The sequence below is a fragment of the Brucella anthropi ATCC 49188 genome (assembly GCF_000017405.1).
Lineage (GTDB): Bacteria > Pseudomonadota > Alphaproteobacteria > Rhizobiales > Rhizobiaceae > Brucella > Brucella anthropi.
Genome location: NC_009667.1, coordinates 1,488,317 through 1,507,938, shown reverse-complemented (window position 1 = coordinate 1,507,938; position 19,622 = coordinate 1,488,317). Strand labels below are relative to the sequence as shown.

Genomic DNA, 19,622 nt, shown 5'->3' with positions numbered 1-19,622 from the left:
AAAAGACAACGCTGTCAATCGTCGAGCCTACCCCAGCCGAAAGGCTGGGGATTTGGGGCAATGGCATGCAGAAAGGTTACGGGCATATCCTCCGATACGCCCAAAACCGCATTACTGAATCTGGTCTTCCTTGTAGTAACCGCTATCGACCAGAACCTGCTTCCAGTTCGACTTGTCGACGATCACCGGCTTGAGCAGATAGGACGGCACGACCTTGACGCCATTGTCATAGGTCTTGGTGTCGTTGACTTCCGGCTCCTTGCCGGTCATCAGCGCATCGACCATATCGACCGTGACCTTGGCGAGTTCGCGCGTATCCTTGAAGATGGTCGAGTTCTGTTCGCCAGCGAGGATCGACTTCACCGAAGGCACTTCCGCATCCTGACCGGAAACGACCGGCATTGGCATGTCGCCGCTGCCATAGCCTACACCCTTGAGGGACGACAGGATACCGATGGAGATGCCGTCATAAGGCGACAGGACTGCATCGAGCTTCTTGTCGGAATAATAGGCCGAAAGGATCGAGTCCATGCGGGCCTGAGCAGTTGCACCGTCCCAGCGCAGCGTTGCAACCTTGTCCATGCCGGTCTGGCCGCTGCCGATAACGACCTTGCCGCTATCGATATAAGGCTGCAGAACGGACATCGCGCCGTTGTAGAAGAAGTAGGCGTTGTTATCGTCCGGCGAACCGCCGAAAAGCTCGACATTGAACGGACCCGGCTTGTTCTTGAGGTCCAGCGCGGTTTCGATGGACTGGGCCTGCAGCACGCCGACCTGGAAATTGTCGAAGGTCGCATAGTAATCGACATTCGGCGTATCGCGGATCAGGCGATCATAGGCGATGACCTTGATACCCGCATCGTGGGCCTTGGCCAGAACATCGGAAAGCGTCGTGCCGTCGATGGATGCAACGACGAGAACCTTGGCGCCCTTGGTCACCATGTTCTCGATCTGCGCCAGCTGGTTAGGTACGTCGTCTTCAGCATACTGAAGATCGGTCTGGTAGCCGCGTTCTTTCAGCACCTTGACCATGTTGTCGCCATCGGCAATCCAGCGTGCCGAAGACTTCGTGGGCATGGCGACGGCGACAAGACCCTTGTCTTCCGCATGCGCCAGACCGCTAAAGGCAAGCGCGGCCATCGCGACTGCCAATGTTAGAGATTTCATGCCTGCCATTGTCTCACTCCCAAATTGGGACAGGCTTTTCCGCCTGTCGTTCTCCCAAAATTTCCGCCCCCGCCTTCCGGCCATGCGGAATTCCTCCGGAACAAGTTCTCAAAGGGCCGTCAGCCCGCGATCTTGTCCCATGCCGCAACCGCGCGCTCGGCGCGTTCGCGAACCTCAGCAACCGTCAGTCCGGCTTTGTAAAGACTGGAACCGAGTCCGAAGCAGCTCACTCCCGCTGCCCGATAGGTCGCAAAATCAGCCTCGGAAACACCGCCCACGGCGCCGACCGGAATATCCTTCGGCAAGACGGCGGATATCGCCTTGATACCGTCCGCGCCGAGTACGCTGGCCGGAAAGAATTTCAGCGCCGATGCGCCTGCACGGATCGCCGAAAAGGCTTCCGTCGGCGTGAAAACGCCGGGCATCGTCACCATGCCGTGCTGTCCGGCACGACGGATGACATCCGGCTCGACATTGGGGCTGACCAGAAGCCTGCCGCCGACATCGTTGAGACGGTCCACATCTTCGACGCTCAACACGGTCCCGGCCCCGATCAACACGCCCGCAGGCGCAAGCTTCGCCGCCTTCTCAATCGAAACGAAAGGCTCCGGCGAATTGAGCGGAATTTCAATCGCCTCGAAACCCGTCTCGATCAGTGCTCCGACGATTGCTTCCGTTTCTTCCGGACGAATGCCGCGCAGGATAGCGACCAGCGGATAGCGCAGCTTTGGCCATGCAATGCGGTCGCTCATTGCGCAACTCCTCCGAAGGCGTGTTTTGCAGCCATGAACAGGCCGTCACGCACCAGCTCATCGGCTGCAACGCGCCTGACTGTCAGCCCGGCGATTTCAAGCGCGCTGGCATAGAGCGCACCCATCGTGTCGTCTGAAAGGAGCAGCACTTCTTCGGGTTTGCCGTAAAGCGTACGCCCACCTGCCACTTCCAGCCCGATCAACAAGCCCGACAAACGGGCCAGCTGGTCGGTCGGCTTGCGATCATGGACGAGCCAGCCTGCGCGAATGGAAAACAGCGCGTTGGAAATCAGTGCCGGGTTTTCGAGCGACGCCCTGACGCCCGCAGCGAAAGCTACACCATTCGGATCGACCGCCGCGGCACCTTCCAGCGCACCGGCCAGTACCGATTTTTCCTTCAAAAGAGCGAACATTTCACCGGTCATGAAGGTTCGGTAATCGGCAAGGCCACCGTCGGCAATCCGCACCCATTTGGCATGGGTGCCGGGCATGACGACAACCGCATCATGCGTGCCCCCGTGCACAAGTCCAAGAAGCTTCGTCTCCTCGCCACGCATAACATCGGGTGCCGTTTCGTCCCGACGCGCGACGCCCGGCAACATGATGACGTGACGGTGCGCGGGCACGCGCACCGCAGCCTTCACGATACCATCCAGCCCGGCAGGCAAGCTCATATAGGGCGCTTCGATCCAGCCGGTCCGCGAACCGGCCATGCCGCAGATCACCACCGGCAGATCGTCCGACGCGCCGACAGAAGCAAGGTGCCGCTTGAGCGTTGGCTCGAAACCGGCTTCCTTTGCCTGCAGCAGACCGTCATCGCCACGGCTTTCGCCCAGCACATTGCCATCGACATCCAGCGTCCAGAGGCGGAACCGGGTGGTGCCCCAGTCCGCAACTGCCGCAAATGGCATTTTATCGAGAGCCATCCGGGGAACCCTAGTGGTTGTCTCGCGGCAGGCCACGCGTATGCGCGATGTCCTGATACTTGACCGCGTTTTCGAGAACTGCACCGGTTTCCATCTGGCCGACAACAGCGCGCTGGATTTCCTGCCACGGTGTCTGGCTTTCCGGATATTTGTAGCCACCGGCAGCCTCGAGAGCTTTGCGACGCTCGGCCAGTTCTTCGTCAGAGATCAGAATGTCAGCGCTGCCGCGACCAAGATCGATACGCACGCGGTCACCGGTCCTCAGAATAGCCAGACCGCCGCCAGCAGCAGCTTCCGGCGAGGCATTGAGGATCGAAGGCGAACCCGACGTGCCCGACTGGCGACCGTCGCCGATGCATGGCAGTGAGCTGATACCCTTTTTCAGAAGGTAATTCGGCGCGCGCATGTTGACGACTTCCGCCGCACCTGGATAACCGATGGGGCCAGCGCCACGCATGAACAGCACCGTATTCTCGTCGATTTCCAGTGCCGGATCGTCAATGCGGTGATGATAATCTTCCGGCCCGTCGAACACGACCGCCTTACCTTCAAAGGCGTTCGGGTCCTTGTCGTCAGACAGGTAGCGATTGCGGAACTCGTCCGAAATCACGCTGAGCTTCATGATCGCCGACGAGAACAGATTGCCGCGCAGCACGCGGAATCCGGCATGCTTCTTCAGCGGCTGATCGTAGGTCTTGATGACATTGCCGTCTTCGATGGTCGCGTTCTTGCAATTCTCGCCGATGGTCTTGCCATTGACGGTCAGCGCATCTTCATTGATGAGGCCCTGCCCCATCAGCTGATTGACGACTGCTGGCACACCGCCCGCATGGTAGTAATCTTCGCCAAGATATTCACCGGCAGGCTGCAGATTGACCAGAAGCGGAATTTCCTCGCCATATTTCTGCCAGTCATCGACCGTCAGCTCCACGCCGACATGACGGGCCAGAGCGTTCAGATGGATCGGCGCATTGGTCGAACCGCCAATAGCGGAATTGACGCGGATGGCATTGACGAAGGCATCCTTGGTCAGAATGTCCGACGGCTTCAAATCCTCATGCACCATTTCAACGATGCGGCGTCCCGATAGATAAGAAATTTCCTGACGGTCGCGATAAGGCGCCGGAATGGCGGCCGAGCCCGGCAACTGCATTCCAAGCGCTTCGGCAAGCGAATTCATCGTCGTTGCCGTGCCCATCGTATTGCAATAGCCGGTCGATGGTGCCGAGGAAGCAACGAGCTTGACGAAGCCCTGATAGTCGATTTCGCCCTTGGCAAGCAGCTCGCGTGCCTTCCAGACGATGGTGCCCGAACCTGTGCGTTCGCCACGGAACCAGCCATTGAGCATCGGACCCACCGACAGAGCAATCGCCGGAATATTGACGGTTGCAGCTGCCATCAGGCAGGCAGGCGTGGTCTTGTCACAACCGATTGTCAGCACGACGCCATCAAGCGGATAGCCATAAAGCACTTCCACGAGGCCAAGATAGGCAAGGTTGCGGTCCAGACCTGCGGTCGGGCGCTTGCCGGTTTCCTGAATAGGATGAACCGGAAATTCAATGACAATGCCGCCCGCCTCGCGAACACCTTCGCGCACGCGCTTGGCCAGTTCCAGATGATGACGGTTGCAAGGTGAGAGGTCGGAGCCCGTCTGCGCGATGCCGATGATCGGGCGACCGGACTGCAACTCTTCCTGGCTCAGGCCATAATTCATGTAGCGCTCCAGATAGAGCGCCGTCATATCGACATTATCAGGATTGTCGAACCAGGCGCGCGAGCGGAGCTTTGGCGTTTTCGGAGAGACGGGCTTGTTCATTTCATTGTCCTGCGTGGGTGAGAGGCCGCGTTACGACAACCTCGATTCCTAATCTTCAAAAGCTTCGACGACATGCCGCTTTCCGAGCAGAAACGCATCGGCCACATGGGTCAGTGGAGCGAGATCAACATCCGAACGCCCCGCGCCGATCAATTGCACGAAACGCTTGTAAAGTCGTTGATATTCGCGGTCCGGCTCGGCCATTTTCTCGGTCCCGGCGATGGTGAGGCGGCTGCCTCCACGGCTGAGCAGAACCGTGCCTTTATCGGTCTCCACACGAATATCCCAGGTCTGCGGGCCGGTCTGCCGCCAGTCCAGTTCGAACGAAACCGGAATGCCGCTTTCGGTCTGAAACTGGAGGTCGGCTGCAATGGGCGCCGCACGGTTTTCTGGAAAATAAAGATCGGATTGCGTCAGGAAGAAGCGCTCCGGCAAAATATGCGTAACGATGGAAAGCGCATTGATGCCAGGATCGAACACGCCAAGACCGCCCGATTCCCAGATCCATTGCTGGCCGGGATGCCAGTGGCGGACATCTTCCTTCCACGTGACCGAAACCGAACGAATTTCCGCATCTTTCAGGAATTCCCGCGCCGGCTCGACCGCTGCGGCTTCGCGCGAGTGCCACGTGGCGTAAAGCGTCACGTCTTCCGCTTGCGCAAGACGCCCCAGCGCCTGCACTTCCGAAATGGTTGCACCCGGAGGCTTCTCCAGCATCACATGCTTGCGCGCCTTCAAGGCTGCGTAGGCCTGGCTAAAGCGCCCTTGCGGCGGTGTGCAGAGCGACACCGCGTCAATGGCAATGTCGCTGCCCAGCAGCTCATCGATGTCGTGAAAAGACGGCAGGCCATCCAGCCCGGCATTGCGGCTGGCAATGGCTTTCAGCTCAATGCCATCAACGGCTTCAATGGACGGCAGATGCTGGTCACGCGCAATCTTGCCCAGACCGACGATTGCGAGAGCGATGTTCGATTCCGCCACCATTTCAGAGCGCCTTCACAGCAATATCTTCCGCCGCTGCCTGCGCCAGCCTGTTGACCAGCGGATAACGGAATGGCTTGGCGGAAATCTCGAACTGGTCGCCAGCTTCCGTCTTTACGCCCTCCGAAAACGACAAGGTTGCCGTGCCAAAGAAATGAACATGAATGTCGCCCGGACGGCGGAACAGCCCATATTTGAAATGATGGTGTTCCAGATTGGCAATCGTGTGCGACATGTTCGCTTCGCCCGAAAGGAACGGCTTTTCAAAGATCACCTGATCGCTGCGACGAATGCGCGAAACGCCCTCCACATGGTCAGGCAGGTTGCCCACATAAAGCTCCGGCCCCAACGCGGCCTGACGCAGCTTGGAATGGGCAAGCCAGAGATAGTTCTGCTTCTCGGTCACATGATCGGAAAATTCATTGGCAAGGCAGAAGCCAAGCCGGAATGGCGTACCATCCGGGCCGATCAGGTAGATGCCCGCCAGTTCCGGTTCTTCGCCGCCATCTTCCGCAAAGGAAGGCGAAACCAGTTCGCCGCCGGTTGCCACCAGCGCCGAACCGTCGCCCTTGTAGAACCATTCCGGCTGCACGCCGGTTTCGCCCGGCTTCGGTTTGCCGCCTTCGACACCCATCAGGAACATGCGCATGGAATCGGTCGGTTTTTCGGCGGCCTGTGCTGCCTTGTGCATCTTGTCGCGACCGTCAGCAGAGCCAAGATGTGTGAGGCCCGTGCCGGCAACAATCAGATGTGCTGGGTCAGAATGGGTAATCGGCAGGCCGACGCGGCCCGCAGCCAGAGCGGCGTCTATATCGACGGCTTCGCCCTTGCCGCTGCGTACGACTTGTGCCTCAAGGCTGATACCCGCTGCAATGGCTGCCGAGGCTAGCTCATAGGTCGTTGCTACGCCCTTGACGACATGCGCCGCTCCCTCCTCACTGCAGGCAGCCACACGCATTTCTCCGCTTTCATCGCGGAACTGGACCAGACGCAACATTAAACCTCCCATTTTCCGCATACCCGTTGCGGAATTCACCCCGACCGCTTGAGAAACGCCATAAGGCGCCAATTTACGGTTCGTGTTATTAATATGACTATTTTGCCGTCACCCGCTTTGTCAAGCAAGCAGACGCCCCCACCGGGGCAGTTCGCGAGCCCTGCCCCTCCCGAACGAATACAAGCCTTTGTTTTATATATGTAAATAGCAATATTGCGCGTTTGTCGCACCGGCATTTTATTGGGAAACGTCGAAAGGCGCTTGCCATAAAGTAATATTATATGCTTCATAAATGCGAAGGCCGGGAGGGCCTTATTGGGAGGAACCATCATGAAACGCACATTGACGGCCCTGACGGCCGCATTTTCTTTTGCCCTGATTTCGAGCGCATCTGCTGCATCGCTGACGGTTGGCTTTTCGCAGATCGGTTCGGAATCGGGCTGGCGTGCTGCAGAAACGGCCCTGACCAAGCAGGAAGCCGAAAAACGCGGCTATACGCTCAAGTTCGCCGATGCACAGCAAAAGCAGGAAAACCAGATCAAGGCCGTTCGTGGCTTCATCGCTCAAGGGGTTGATGCAATCCTGATCGCACCGGTGGTCTCCACAGGTTGGGACGCCGTTCTGAAGGAAGCCAAGGAAGCCGAAATTCCGGTCGTCCTGCTCGACCGCCAGATCGATTCTCCGGAAGACCTTTATCTGACCGCCGTAACCTCCGATCAGGTTCATGAAGGCAAGGTGGCCGGTGACTGGCTGGTGAAGGATGTGGGCGACAAGCCGTGCAATGTGGTCGAGCTTCAGGGCACCACCGGTTCCTCGCCCGCCATCAACCGCAAGAAGGGTTTTGAAGACGCCATCGAGGGTCATGACAACATCAAGATTTCCCGCTCGCAGACGGGTGACTTCACCCGCACAAAGGGCAAGGAAGTCATGGAAAGCTTCATCAAGGCCGAAGGCGGCGGCAAGAATATCTGCGCCGTCTATGCCCATAATGACGACATGGCTGTCGGCGCCATTCAGGCAATCAAGGAAGCTGGCTTGAAGCCGGGCACGGAAATCAAGATCGTGTCGATCGACTCCGTGCCGGACATCTTCCAGGCCATGGCGAACGGCGAAGCCAACGCGACCGTCGAACTGACGCCGAACATGGCAGGCCCGGCCTTCGACGCGATTGAAGCCTTCAAGGACAAGGGCACCGTTCCGCCGAAGTGGATCCAGACGGAGTCGAAGCTCTACACGCAGGCTGACGACCCGAAGGCCGTCTATGAAGCCAAGAAGGGTCTCGGCTACTGATCCTCTCGTCCTCGGGCCGCGTTTGTCGCGGCCCGGAATAACCTTTGCAAAATGCAATGGAAGACTGCCATGGCTGCAAAAGACGCTCCATCGGCGGCCGCAATGCCGCTTCTTGAAGCCCGTTCGATCACCAAATCCTTTCTGGGCGTGACAGCGCTCGACCATGTCGATTTCACGCTCAACTGCGGGGAAATCCATGCATTGCTTGGCGAAAACGGCGCGGGTAAATCCACGCTTATCAAGATATTGACCGGCGCTTACCACGGCTTCGGCGGTTCGATCCTGCTTGAGGGCCAGCCGATTGCACCTACCTCCGTGGCGGAAGCGCAGACATTTGGCATCGGCACGGTCTATCAGGAGGTCAACCTTCTCGAAAATCTGACGGTAGCAGAAAACCTGTTCCTGGGACGCCAGCCGAAACGTTTCGGACTGGTCGACCGGGGCCGGATGGAAAAAGATGCGACGAACCTTCTTTCCCGCTATGGCCTCACCATCGATGTCGGCGTGCCTCTGTCCGCCTATTCAGCCGCCATCCGCCAGATCATCGCGATTGCACGTGCCGTCGATCTCTCGGGCAAGGTGCTCGTCCTTGACGAACCGACCGCCAGTCTCGATGCACGCGAAGTCGAAATGTTGTTCGGCGTGCTGCGCCAGTTGAAGGCAGAAGGCCTCGGCATCATCGTCATCACCCATTTTCTGGATCAGGTCTACGCCATCGCCGATTGCGCCACCGTATTGCGCAACGGACGGCTGGTCGGCAGCCGCAACCTGTCGGAACTGCCGCGCACCGATCTCATTTCCATGATGCTCGGCCACCAGTTGCAGGAGACTGTGCGCCGCCAGCTGACCGAGGAAGTAAGCCGCGACACGGTTGCCCCGATCCGTTTTGCAGGCTTCGGCAGACAAGGCAGCGTTGCGCCGTTCGATCTCTCGATCCAGCCGGGAGAAGCCGTTGGCATTGCCGGGCTGCTCGGTTCCGGCCGCACCGAAACCGCTCTTTTGATGTTCGGTGTCGATCAGACCGATAGCGGCACCTTGACCGTCGACGGCAAGGAAACGAGGCTCCCCTCACCTGTTGCAGCCATTGCGGAGCGCTTCGCCTTCTGCCCGGAAGAACGCAAGACAGACGGCATCATTGGCGATTTCTCGATGGCGGAGAACATCGCGCTGGCGGTTCAGGCGAAGCGCGGATGGTCCAGACCGATTTCCTCACGCGAGAAGACGGCGCTTGCGCAGCGTTACATCAAGGCGCTCGATATTCGCCCGCCTGATCCTGACAAGCCGATCAAGTTCCTGTCCGGCGGCAACCAGCAGAAAGCCATACTGGCACGCTGGCTTGCCACCGACCCACGCCTGCTGATCCTCGATGAGCCGACGCGCGGCATCGATATCGGCGCCCATGCTGAAATCTTGAAGCTCATCGGCGAACTTTGCGCCGAAGGCATGTCGCTGGTCATCATCTCGTCGGAATTCGAGGAGCTTGCCGCCGTTGCCAATCGCGTCATCGTCCTGTCCGACCGTCGCCATGTGGCGGAACTGAAGGGCGAGGAAATCACTGCCGACAATATCGTGCGTGCAATCGCAGAGACCGGAAGCGAAAAGGAAGCTGCAGCATGATTGCCCGCATGACCAGAAAACTCAAAAGACTGGCGCCGCAACTGGCCGCCCTTGTGCTCATTCTGGTGGTGAACACCATCATCGCACCCGGCTTTCTTGACATTTCCTTCCAGAACGGGCGGCTCTATGGAAGCCTGATCGATATTCTGGTGCGTGCAGCGCCCGTTGCCATTCTGGCCGTTGGCATGACACTGGTGATCGCAACGCGCGGCATCGATCTGTCAGTCGGTGCCGTCATGGCGATCAGCGGCGCCTTTGCCGCGTCGCTCATCGTTGCGGGCTATCCGCTTGCAATCGTCATTCCGGCAGCGCTTGGCGTGGGCCTTCTGTGTGGCTTGTGGAACGGCTTTCTGGTTGCGGTCTTCGATATCCAGCCGATCATCGCGACGCTTATCCTGATGGTGGCAGGTCGCGGCATCGCACAGCTTATCACCGAAGGCGCGATCCTGACCTTCAACAATGACTCCTTTGCAGCGCTTGGCTCCGGCTCCTTCCTCGGCATTCCGATCCCGGTCCTCATATGGATTCTGGCCGGTCTGGTCGTGGGCCTCGCAGTGCGTACCAGTGCGCTTGGCTTCCTGATCGAGGCGACCGGCATCAACCGTCGCGCAGCGATGCTGGCGGGGGTCAAAGCACGCTTTCTCCTGTTCAGCGTCTATGCAGTTTCTGGCGTCGGCGCTGCCCTTGCGGGGCTGATCGCGGCGGCGGATATTCGCGGCGCAGATGCCAACAATGCCGGGCTGTGGCTTGAACTCGACGCGATTCTGGCGGTCGTCATCGGCGGCACCTCGCTCAATGGCGGGCGTTTCTCGATCATGGCTTCGCTGCTCGGCGCGCTCATCATCCAGTCGATCAACACAGGCATTCTGATGGCGGGCTTTCCGCCGGAATTCAACCTCATCATCAAGGCCGTCATCATCGTGATCGTGCTCACCTTCCAGTCGCCGGCCATTGTCCAGCTCATTACCTTCCTGCGCTCGGAACGCAAGGGCAATGGAGCCAATCCGGTCCGTCAAAGCCAGCAGGGAGCACGGCAATGAGAGCACTGCGCAATCTGCCCTTCCTGACGACGGTTGCAATCTTCCTGCTCGCCTATGCGATCTGCATCGTCCAGTTTCCGAACATGCTGTCGACACGGGTAGTCGGCAATCTTCTGACCGACAACGCCTTCCTCGGCATAGCCGCCGTCGGCATGACATTCGTGATCCTTTCCGGCGGCATCGACCTGTCGGTCGGCTCGGTCATCGCCTTCACCAGCGTTTTCGTTGCCGTGATGATCGGGCAGCTCGGCGTGCATCCGCTCGTGGCATTCGGCCTCGTTCTTGTGATCGCCGCATTGTTCGGGGCGTGGATGGGCATGATGATCCATTTCTTGCGGATCCCGCCTTTCGTGGCCACACTTGCGGGCATGTTTCTGGCTCGCGGTGCGGCCTTCCTCATCTCGACGCAATCCGTGCCCATCGCGCATCCGTTTCTCGATACATTGCAGGGGCTTTATTTCCGCCTGCCGGGCGGCGGCAGGCTGACATTCATCGCCATGCTCATGCTCGCGGTCTTCATCGTTGGCGGCATCATCGCGCATCGCACGCGCTTCGGCGCCAATATCTACGCGCTTGGCGGCAACCAGCAGTCGGCGGAGCTGATGGGCGTTCCGATTGCCCGCACGACAATCGGCATCTATACGATGTCGGGTATCCTTTCCGGCCTCGCCGGGATCGTCTATACGCTTTATACTTCGTCCGGCTATTCGCTCGCGACGGTGGGGGTAGAACTGGATGCCATCGCTTCGGTGGTGATCGGCGGGACATTGCTGACAGGTGGCGCAGGCCTTGTGGCCGGAACATTCGTCGGCATTCTCATACAGGGGCTGATCCAGACATACATTGTATTCGACGGAACGCTGTCTTCCTGGTGGACGAAAATAGCAATCGGTATATTGCTGTTCCTGTTCATTGCTCTGCAACGAGGACTTGCGTGGTTCTCGGATCTAAGGCGCATCCCGAAAAGTGGGAACCGGTTTTCGGGCAAGATGCGCATTGAAACAAATAGCTAGCCAGGCAACGAATGAAGGAGGCCTGAATTGGGATTGCTGGAAACGGCCATAACCGGACGCAAACGCCATAACAGCCACGCTGTCGTGGTGGGTGAACTGGGCCGCGGCATCGTCGCGGGAACCATTCCTGCAGGGTCCATCCTTCCGGGCGACCATGAATTGTCGCTACGCTTCGGCGTTTCCCGCACCGTTCTGCGCGAGGCGATGAAAACCCTTGCCGCCAAGCGCCTCATCGAACCCAAGGCCAAGGTCGGCACCCGTGTTCTGGGCCATGCGAGTTGGAATTTCTTCGATCCCGATGTGCTGACATGGCGCTTCGAGGCAGGCTTCGATGAAGTCTTCGTGGACCATCTGGCGGAAATGCGCATGGCACTGGAACCGGCAGCCGCAGCGGCCGCGGCTGAACGCGCCACCAGTGACGAGATTGTCGAGCTTTACGCGCTCGCCGCCAAGTTTGACGATCCGAACCACACGCCGGAGTCCATCGCCAAGGTTGATCTGGAATTCCATCTGGCCATTGCGCGCATGTCGGGCAATCCGTTCATGCGCTCGGTCAGCGGATTGATCGAAGCGGCGCTGGCAATCTCGTTCCAGCTTTCATCACCCGCCTCATCGCGAGAAGGCATTGCCGAATGCGCGGCCAATCACCTGCGCATTGCCCACGCCATTGCATCGCGTGATCCACAAAAAGCACGTCTGGCCATGGAAAGCGTTATCAAGCTCGGCGTCGATCGCATCCGCGATGTGATCTGAAGGTTACGATACCTTCAGATCAAACTGCGGCTCGCCGCGCAGCGTATTACTGACCGTGCAGATTTCCTCAGCCATTTCGGCGAGACGATGCTTTTCGTCGTCGGTGAGGTCACCGCCGAAATGGAAGGTGATGTTGAACCGTTCGATACGCGACGGTCCTTCATGCGCCTTGTCGCCCTTCACTTCCACCCGCACATCGGTCAGCTTTTCCTTCAGTTCGAGCTTGGTGGCAGCAATGCGCGCGCTGAGCGCCATGCAGGCAGCGACCGACGAATAGATGAGATCGAGCGGATTGAAGCCGGCCTGACTGACACTCGTAACGAGCTCGACCACGCCGCCGGTCGGCGTGGTGATGACTGGCAGTTTTCCATGCGGCATTTCGGCGATGGCACCCGTCTCGCGGGTTCTGACTTTCAGTTCGCTCATTCCTGAATTCTCCTGTAGTCCACATGCCGTGCCAGCCAGCAGCCGACGGTCATGCCTGTTATCTCGCCTTTGGCGTCACGATGGAAGACAAGTTTCCATTCGCCCGGCGACGGCGCGTCCATCGAGCGCTGCACCGGCAGCAGCCAGACATCCGGTCCCGCCTCATAGAGCGAATACATATCGCTCTTGCCAAGAAACCCTTCAAAGGCCCCATAGAAAGCACCGCCCTCATCGACGATCAAAAGATCGGCCTCAAGTTCGTCGCTGCGATAGTGCCCCGCAATATCCTGCTTCGCCGCGCCTTTCAGGCGCTGCATTGTCAGGCTCAGATTTTCGTCCTCGCGCGCCAGATGGATCGTGTCGCCATCGCGGCGGATCGCGGTCATCGAGGAACGCGCTTCGTTCTCGCCCACGACGTCCATCATTTCCGGGCCAGTGCCGAAACGTGCCTTCATGCGTCCGCGTCCGGCATCTTCAAGGCTCAGCACGAGGCCGGTTTCATGGTCGAGCCATGAGCCGAACCATACGGCATCGGCTGCAACGCGAACCTGTTCCGATGTCGGGACGCCAAGCGCAATGTTCATCAGCTTGAAGGCGACGTCGGAAGCTCCGCCTTCAAAATTGAACATAGCGATTGTCGAAAGGCGCTCATCGGCGCAATGCCAGCGCTGGCAGCGCCAGCCGCGCAAAGCCCCGCCATGGCCGGTCAGGCGCTTGCCGCCCGTTTCCTCGAATTTGAGGCCGAGGCCGTAGGGAGCAGCAGCACCGTCGCTGAAAGTCTGAAGACCGCTCAGGCGACGATAGATTCCGCTTTCGTCGTCGCGGGTCGCATCGATGAACTGCTCCCAGGCAATCATGTCGTCCAGCGACGCGCAGATACCGGCATCACCCATCCAGTGGATGCGATTGACGGCAGGCAGGAAGCCACGCACCGTGTCGCCCTCATAGCCGGTGCATTCGTCGAACAGCGCGGTATCGGGGATAAGTTCTGCCGTCTTCATGCCCGCAGGCTGAAAAATACGTTCCGACAGAAGTTCGATAAGCGACCGGCCTGTATGCTGCTCGATCAGATCAGCCAGAATGCGGAAATTGCCGTTGCAGTAGGAATAATGCGTGCCCGGTGCAAAATGCGTGGTCTTCAGGCGGCGCAGCAGGCTTTGTGCCTGTTCGGGCAGAAAGACGCCTTCCGGATCGGCCCCGCACAGAACCGTCAGCGCCCAGTAATCACGCAGGCCCGACTGGTTGTTGCAAAGATCGCGCACGCTGGGACGCTTTTCAGCAAACTTGTCGAGATAGGCGGCAAGCGCATCATCAAGAACTTCCGGCTCGCCGACACTGTCGAGCAGAACGGCGCAGGTGAACTGCTTGCTGACCGAACAGATCGGCATGCGCGTTTCGGGCGTCATCGCCTTGCGAGTGGAAAGATCGGCAAAGCCCCATGCATGGCGCAGCACGACCTTGCCATCTTTCAGCACCGCGACCGCGCCACCTGGCCCTTTATAGTGCTGCGGAATGGTGCGAACGAAGGTTTCTAGCGCGGAAAGATCGAATTTTGACATGATGCTCAGGCGACTCAGATGAAAATCAACAGCCGCCACGAGGCATCATTTTGTCCGTTCGATCAAGGCCATGGCCGCATGCGGATTATGCGCCTTATAGCCGCTGATCACATAGAGATAGACATCGCGGGCGATATGGTCCGCAACAGGCGGCGTCACGGTCTTCAACCCTTCAGCGGGTTCTCCCGCCGCTATCGCCTTGGCGCGTGCAGCCCACTGATCGAGATGACTTTCACCATAGCCAAGCGGCTCGCTTTCCTTCGTTCCCATGATGCGAAGATAGGCGAAAGGTGCGGTCATATCGGCGAATTGCGGAAAGTCGCTGTCGCCTGCAATCACCACCGCTACGCCATATTCGCGCAGCAAGGCGATGAAGTCCGGTGAATTGAAACTGTCGTGACGCACCTCCACCGCATGGCGCACATCGCGCCCGTCGACACGCTTCGGCAGAAGCTTCAAAAACGCCTCGAAGTCCACGGGGTCGAACTTCTTCGTTCCCATGAATTGCCAGTTGACCACGCCGAGCTTGTCTTTCAGTTCCATCATGCCGCCGGTCATGAACCGTTCAATGCTCTCACCCGCCTCCGCCAGGACACGGCGATTGGTGGAAAAACGCGGTGCCTTCAGCGAAAACACAAAGCCTTCCGGCGTTTCATCGTGCCATTTGGCGAAGGTCGTGGGTTTCTGCGGGCCGTAATAAGTGCTGTTGATCTCGATGGATGTGAGCTTGCTCGATGCATATTCAAGCTGGCGCTTCTTCGACAGTTTTTCAGGATAGAAGCTCTTGTCCCACGGTTCATAGGCCCATCCGCCAATACCGACGCGGATCTTACCCGTGTTTTCCCTGGCCATCGCCATTCCTCCATACCGGTGCATCATGAGTTCATACAGTTTAGTCATGATGTTTAATCTGTATTCGCACCGCTGGCTATGTTCATATCAGCGTGCTTGACTGGGAGGAGAAGCAGGCGGCTGAACGTAAACTTTGCCGCGAGACTGAGGTTTATGCACCTGTCGGCCATTTGGGTGCGTCTGACCATGAGTTCCCGTTCCCCCAACACATGGATTGTCCCGGTTTTCGGGAGGATCTTTTTGAAAAGAGGCGGAGAAACCGTCCTTGCAAGGCGAGCCGGAATGGCGAGCGAGACATGGTGAGATTGAGGAAATGCATACAATGACGAGCAAACCCAATGCCCGTACCGGAGGCCAGATTTTGGTGGATGCGCTGCGCATCCACGGCACCGACCGGGTCTTCTGCGTCCCCGGCGAGAGCTATCTCGCTGCGCTTGACGCCTTTCATGATTCCAGCGACGCGATTGACCTGATCGTCTGCCGGCAGGAAGGCGGCGCGGCCTATATGGCGGAAGCCTATGGCAAGCTGACCGGCAAGCCGGGCATCTGCTTCGTCACACGCGGTCCCGGCGCAACAAACGCCTCTGTCGGTGTGCATACAGCTTTTCAGGATTCAACGCCGATGCTGCTCTTCATCGGTCAGGTCGCCAGCGATCAGGTCGAGCGCGAGGCATTTCAGGAAATCGACTATCGCCGCATGTTCGGCCAGATGGCCAAATGGGTCGTCCAGATCGACGATGCCGCCCGCATTCCAGAACTGGTCAGCCAAGCCTTCCACCGCGCCGTCAACGGTCGCCCCGGCCCGGTCGTGATCGCCCTGCCGGAAGACATGCTGACATCCTATGCCGCCGTCAGCGACGCACCAGCCTTTAAACAGGTTCAGATGCATCCGGGCACTGATCAGTTGCAGGACATGCAGGCGCTTCTTGCAAAGGCCGAACGGCCTCTGGTAATCGTCGGCGGTGGCGGCTGGAACGCAGAAGCCACCATTGACCTGCGGAAATTTGCCGAGAACATGCACCTGCCGGTCGCCGCATCTTTCCGCTGCCAGGACATGTTCGACAACACCCATCCGCTTTATGCGGGCGAAATGGGAACCTCGATCAGCCCCAAGCTGGCGCAGCGCGTTCGCGATGCCGATCTGCTGATCGTAATCGGTGCCCGCCTCGGCGAAATGACGACACAGGGCTACGAACTCGTCTCCATTCCGGTGCCGCAGCAAAAGCTCGTCCATATCCATCCGGGCGCAGAAGAGCTGGGTCGCGTTTATCATGCAGACGTTCCGGTCAATGCTTCGATGCCTGCCTTCTGTGCGGCGGCGGCAAAGCTTGCGCCGGTTGCCGATCCGCGCTGGAAGGCATGGACCAACGGCGCCAATGCCGATTACCGCGACAACATCAAATCGCCGGTCATCCCCGGCGATGTGCAGATGGGCGAAGTGATGGAGTGGCTGCGCGCGCATCTGCCCGCCGACGCCATCATCACCAATGGCGCAGGCAACTATTCCGCATGGCCGCATCGCTTCTACCAGTACCGCACCTATCGCAGCCAGCTGGCTCCCACCAACGGCTCGATGGGCTATGGCGTACCGGCTGCGGTCGCGGCCAAACTCACCGCACCGGAACGCACGGTTGTTGCCTTTGCAGGCGACGGCTGTTTCCTCATGAACGGACAGGAACTGGCAACAGCAGCGCAGTATGGAGCCAATGCCATCTTCATCGTCGTGAATAACGGCATGTATGGCACCATCCGTATGCATCAGGAACGCACCTATCCGGGCCGCGTTTCAGGCACCGGCCTCGCCAATCCTGACTTCGCAGCGCTTGCCCGCGCCTATGGCCTGCATGGCGAAGTGGTGGAAAAGACGGCTGATTTTGCACCGGCCTTCGAGGCTTGCGAAAAGTCCGGCAAGCCGGGCCTCATCGAAATCCGCATCGATCCGGAAGCGCTTTCACCGAAGATGAGCCTCAGTCAGATGCGCGAGCAGGGTCTGGCCAAGCAGCGATAGACGGACGCCAAATAAAAAAGCACGCTTTCTTCTCGGCCAAGAAGGAAGCGTGCAAAAAGACATTTTCAATCACAACGCCCCCGGCGTATCTGTGATCCGGTGCAAGGGGGTGTACCGCACCGATAAAATGCCTTTCGGTCGCTGGAACGAGTGTCCCGGCAATCCCACAATCAGGCCTGCGCTTCTCCACAGACCTGCTGTTTGTCGAGCGCTTCGATCATCAGCTCCACCGCTGACGAGATCGGCGCGACAATCGGAATATCGAAGCCGCCACGCAGTTGTTCCGCAGCTTCCCCGAGCGGCCCACCGCCGATGATGACCGCTTCGGCTCCATCCATGATGCAAAGCCGTACCGCCGCTTCCAGTTCTGTACGCAGACGCGCGCCATCGCGCGCCAGCTTCTCAGGGTCTCCGGGCGTGCAGCGAATACCCGTATAAAGATGCGACAGGCCTAGGCTTTCCGCCCGCGCCGCTATCGCATCGGCAAGATCCGGCGTTACCGTCGCAATGCCGAACCGTCGTCCATTCCGTGTTGCCTCGACCATCGAGGCCTCGCAAATGCCGAGAACCGGCACGGCCAGGCTCTCCTGCAGATGCACGACACCGGGATCGCCATAAGCGCTGACAATGACCCCGATGCAGTTTGAATTCTGCCCCCTGCCGATTTCTATGACTTGCGCCGCTGAAGCCATCAGCTGCTCGTCATTGACGATCATCGAAGGGCTGCGTGTCGCAGTGGCGGCTTCGATCCGAAGCCGCCCGTTCGCCTTCCGCCTGGCAATATCGAGCATCATCCCGCTCGTTGCCTCTGAGCTGTTTGGATTGATCAGCAGGACATAGGGGGATGATGCAGTCATGTTCAGGCCTGTTCTTTAGCAGTTTTTGTGAAATCGACCGTCGGCTCGTCGGCTTCCGCCGGCTGCGTCAAGTCTTCCATGGACCGACCATAGGTTTCCGGCCCAAGCTGGATGCAGAATGCGAAGATGGCATACATCGATGCGGCAAGGCCGAAGACACCAAGCATTCCGTATGTGTCGAACAAGGCACCCGCAATCGTCGGCACGAAGGATCCGGCAGCCGAACCGCTCGCGAGGATGAGTGCCACACCGAAGCCGCGGATACGGGTCGGATAGAGTTCCGGCGCGTAAATCCAGATCGACGTGTTGAGCAACAGGACAAAGAACTGGAACAGCGCTCCGAAGAACAGCACCAGATAGATGTTCGTGCCCAGATAGATGATCGAAAGCGCTGCGGCACAGGCACAGACCGCACCCAGGCTGAGAACTTTCTTGCGCGGAAAGTAATAGCCGAATGCCGATGCTGCAATGGCACCGAGCACGCTGCCGCTCTGGATGATCATGCTGTAAAGAAGGCTGCCCGAAAGCGTGTAGCCCATCGAAACGAAAATCATTGGCATCAGCGTCAGGACGGAAAGCTGTGCGCCGTAGCTCATCAGGATCGCGATCGCCACAGGGACGGTGCGGCCAAGATAAGGCGCCTGGAACAGTTCCCTCCAATTGCCCTTGACAGGCTTGGTGTCACTGTCTTCCGACTTCGACAGATATTCAGTGACTTTCAGGTTCTTGGGTCGGAGTGATCCGGACGCCAGAATGGAAAGCACCTTGTTTGCTTCGTCGATCTTGCCTTGCGAGGCCAGAAAACGCGGTGTTTCAGGCACGTAACGGCGAAAGAAAACAACGAGGAAAGCGGGGATCGCCAGAACAGCGAAGAGCCAGCGCCAGTTGTCGTCGCCCGGAAAGAGCGTGAAAACCAGCAGGCCGAAAGCCGGGGCGAGGAAGTTGCCGAAACCGCCTGCGCCGACATTGACGAGACCGGCTGCAGTTCCACGGAACTTCGGCGAACAGAATTCGGCAAGCATCGTAACGGCAGTCGAAATTTCGCCGCCGACACCAAAGCCGACGATGGCGCGTGCGAGACAGAGCCAGCCGAAGCTCGGTGCGAGCGCACAAAGTGCGGAACCGACGGTGAAGAGAAGAAGATTGATCGTCAGCATGACACGGCGGCCGTACCGGTCGCCAAGAATGCCGGACAAGAGACGGCCAATGGCCGCGCTTGCGAAAGTGATGGTATTGAGGAAGCCGATATCGGCGCCCGACAGACCCCATTGTTCGCGAAGGATCGGCCCGACGAGGCCAATCGTGTTCTGCTCGAAACTGTCAAAGAGACAGCCGATCAGGATCAGCGCGAGAATCTGCTTGTGCGCAGTTGTCACGCCGATATTTCCCAATGCATTTTCCATCTGCTTGATGGCCGGTGACGTCGCACCGGATTGTATCATTTGTTCCCCTGCCATAACGGTCCAACTCCCATGATATTAGCCGTATGAAATTATTTTTTCATAATCAAACATCAGAAAATCAATTTTTACAAGCAATTTTTTATCGTTTATTTTCAGATAGATAAT

Annotated in this window: 17 protein-coding genes; 6 read left to right on the top strand and 11 right to left on the bottom strand. The window is 58.6% G+C overall.

Going from position 1 to position 19,622, the window contains the following annotated elements:
* Positions 1-111: 111 nt before the first annotated feature.
* The 6 genes from chvE to araD1 all read right to left on the bottom strand — a co-directional run bounded on the left by chvE (position 112) and on the right by araD1 (position 6,639).
* A complete protein-coding gene (gene chvE / locus OANT_RS07355) occupies positions 112-1,176 on the bottom strand; it encodes a multiple monosaccharide ABC transporter substrate-binding protein (protein ID WP_010659493.1) in 1,065 nt (354 codons plus the stop codon).
* Between the two features lie 110 nt (positions 1,177-1,286).
* On the bottom strand, positions 1,287-1,919 hold the full coding sequence (locus OANT_RS07350; protein ID WP_012091489.1) for a 2-dehydro-3-deoxy-6-phosphogalactonate aldolase: 633 nt from the start codon (positions 1,917-1,919) through the stop codon (positions 1,287-1,289).
* Positions 1,916-2,845 (bottom strand): 2-dehydro-3-deoxygalactonokinase, encoded by a 930-nt coding sequence (locus OANT_RS07345; protein WP_012091488.1) that lies wholly within the window; start codon positions 2,843-2,845, stop codon positions 1,916-1,918. Before OANT_RS07345 ends, OANT_RS07350 begins: the two co-directional genes overlap by 4 nt.
* A gap of 10 nt (positions 2,846-2,855) precedes the next feature.
* Entirely contained in the window at positions 2,856-4,661 is a 1,806-nt protein-coding gene (locus OANT_RS07340) for an IlvD/Edd family dehydratase (protein ID WP_012091487.1), read from the bottom strand.
* Between the two features lie 48 nt (positions 4,662-4,709).
* A complete protein-coding gene (locus OANT_RS07335) occupies positions 4,710-5,645 on the bottom strand; it encodes a Gfo/Idh/MocA family protein (protein WP_012091486.1) in 936 nt (311 codons plus the stop codon).
* A 1-nt stretch (position 5,646) separates the two neighbouring features.
* Positions 5,647-6,639 (bottom strand): AraD1 family protein, encoded by a 993-nt coding sequence (gene araD1, locus OANT_RS07330; protein WP_040129134.1) that lies wholly within the window; start codon positions 6,637-6,639, stop codon positions 5,647-5,649.
* A 330-nt stretch (positions 6,640-6,969) separates the two neighbouring features.
* Here araD1 and ytfQ point away from each other — a divergent pair, with 330 nt between their 5' ends.
* From ytfQ to OANT_RS07300, 5 genes are all read left to right on the top strand, one after another.
* Entirely contained in the window at positions 6,970-7,929 is a 960-nt protein-coding gene (gene ytfQ / locus OANT_RS07320; RefSeq protein ID WP_012091484.1) for a galactofuranose ABC transporter, galactofuranose-binding protein YtfQ, read from the top strand.
* 69 nt (positions 7,930-7,998) lie between these two features.
* Positions 7,999-9,546, top strand: coding sequence for a sugar ABC transporter ATP-binding protein (locus OANT_RS07315; RefSeq protein ID WP_012091483.1), 1,548 nt, complete (start codon positions 7,999-8,001; stop codon positions 9,544-9,546).
* Positions 9,543-10,586, top strand: coding sequence for an ABC transporter permease (locus OANT_RS07310; RefSeq protein WP_012091482.1), 1,044 nt, complete (start codon positions 9,543-9,545; stop codon positions 10,584-10,586). The genes OANT_RS07315 and OANT_RS07310 overlap by 4 nt, the downstream gene beginning before the upstream one ends.
* Positions 10,583-11,599 (top strand): galactofuranose ABC transporter, permease protein YjfF, encoded by a 1,017-nt coding sequence (gene yjfF / locus OANT_RS07305; protein ID WP_012091481.1) that lies wholly within the window; start codon positions 10,583-10,585, stop codon positions 11,597-11,599. Before OANT_RS07310 ends, yjfF begins: the two co-directional genes overlap by 4 nt.
* Before the next feature lie 27 nt (positions 11,600-11,626).
* Positions 11,627-12,352 carry a FadR/GntR family transcriptional regulator gene (locus tag OANT_RS07300; protein ID WP_010659482.1) on the top strand — a complete coding sequence of 242 codons (726 nt, stop codon included), beginning with the start codon at positions 11,627-11,629 and terminating at the stop codon, positions 12,350-12,352.
* Positions 12,353-12,355: 3 nt separating this feature from the next.
* Here OANT_RS07300 and OANT_RS07295 read toward each other — a convergent pair whose 3' ends face one another.
* Genes OANT_RS07295 through OANT_RS07285 form a run of 3 tightly spaced genes read right to left on the bottom strand, consistent with a single transcriptional unit; the run spans position 12,356 to position 15,189 of the window.
* On the bottom strand, positions 12,356-12,778 hold the full coding sequence (locus OANT_RS07295; protein ID WP_012091480.1) for an OsmC family protein: 423 nt from the start codon (positions 12,776-12,778) through the stop codon (positions 12,356-12,358).
* Positions 12,775-14,337 (bottom strand): D-aminopeptidase, encoded by a 1,563-nt coding sequence (locus tag OANT_RS07290; RefSeq protein WP_012091479.1) that lies wholly within the window; start codon positions 14,335-14,337, stop codon positions 12,775-12,777. The genes OANT_RS07295 and OANT_RS07290 overlap by 4 nt, the downstream gene beginning before the upstream one ends.
* A gap of 45 nt (positions 14,338-14,382) precedes the next feature.
* On the bottom strand, positions 14,383-15,189 hold the full coding sequence (locus tag OANT_RS07285; protein ID WP_010659479.1) for a DUF72 domain-containing protein: 807 nt from the start codon (positions 15,187-15,189) through the stop codon (positions 14,383-14,385).
* 322 nt (positions 15,190-15,511) lie between these two features.
* Between OANT_RS07285 and OANT_RS07280 the strand changes: the two genes are divergently transcribed.
* Complete coding sequence (locus tag OANT_RS07280; protein WP_040129129.1) at positions 15,512-17,197, top strand: thiamine pyrophosphate-binding protein; 1,686 nt, start codon at positions 15,512-15,514, stop codon at positions 17,195-17,197.
* Between the two features lie 170 nt (positions 17,198-17,367).
* On the opposite strand, the gene OANT_RS07275 is transcribed toward OANT_RS07280, so the two are convergent.
* Positions 17,368-18,054, bottom strand: a complete 687-nt coding sequence (locus OANT_RS07275) for an aspartate/glutamate racemase family protein (protein WP_012091477.1) — start codon at positions 18,052-18,054, stop codon at positions 17,368-17,370.
* Positions 18,055-18,056: 2 nt separating this feature from the next.
* Positions 18,057-19,511, bottom strand: coding sequence for an MFS transporter (locus OANT_RS07270; RefSeq protein WP_010659476.1), 1,455 nt, complete (start codon positions 19,509-19,511; stop codon positions 18,057-18,059).
* Positions 19,512-19,622: the final 111 nt, after the last annotated feature.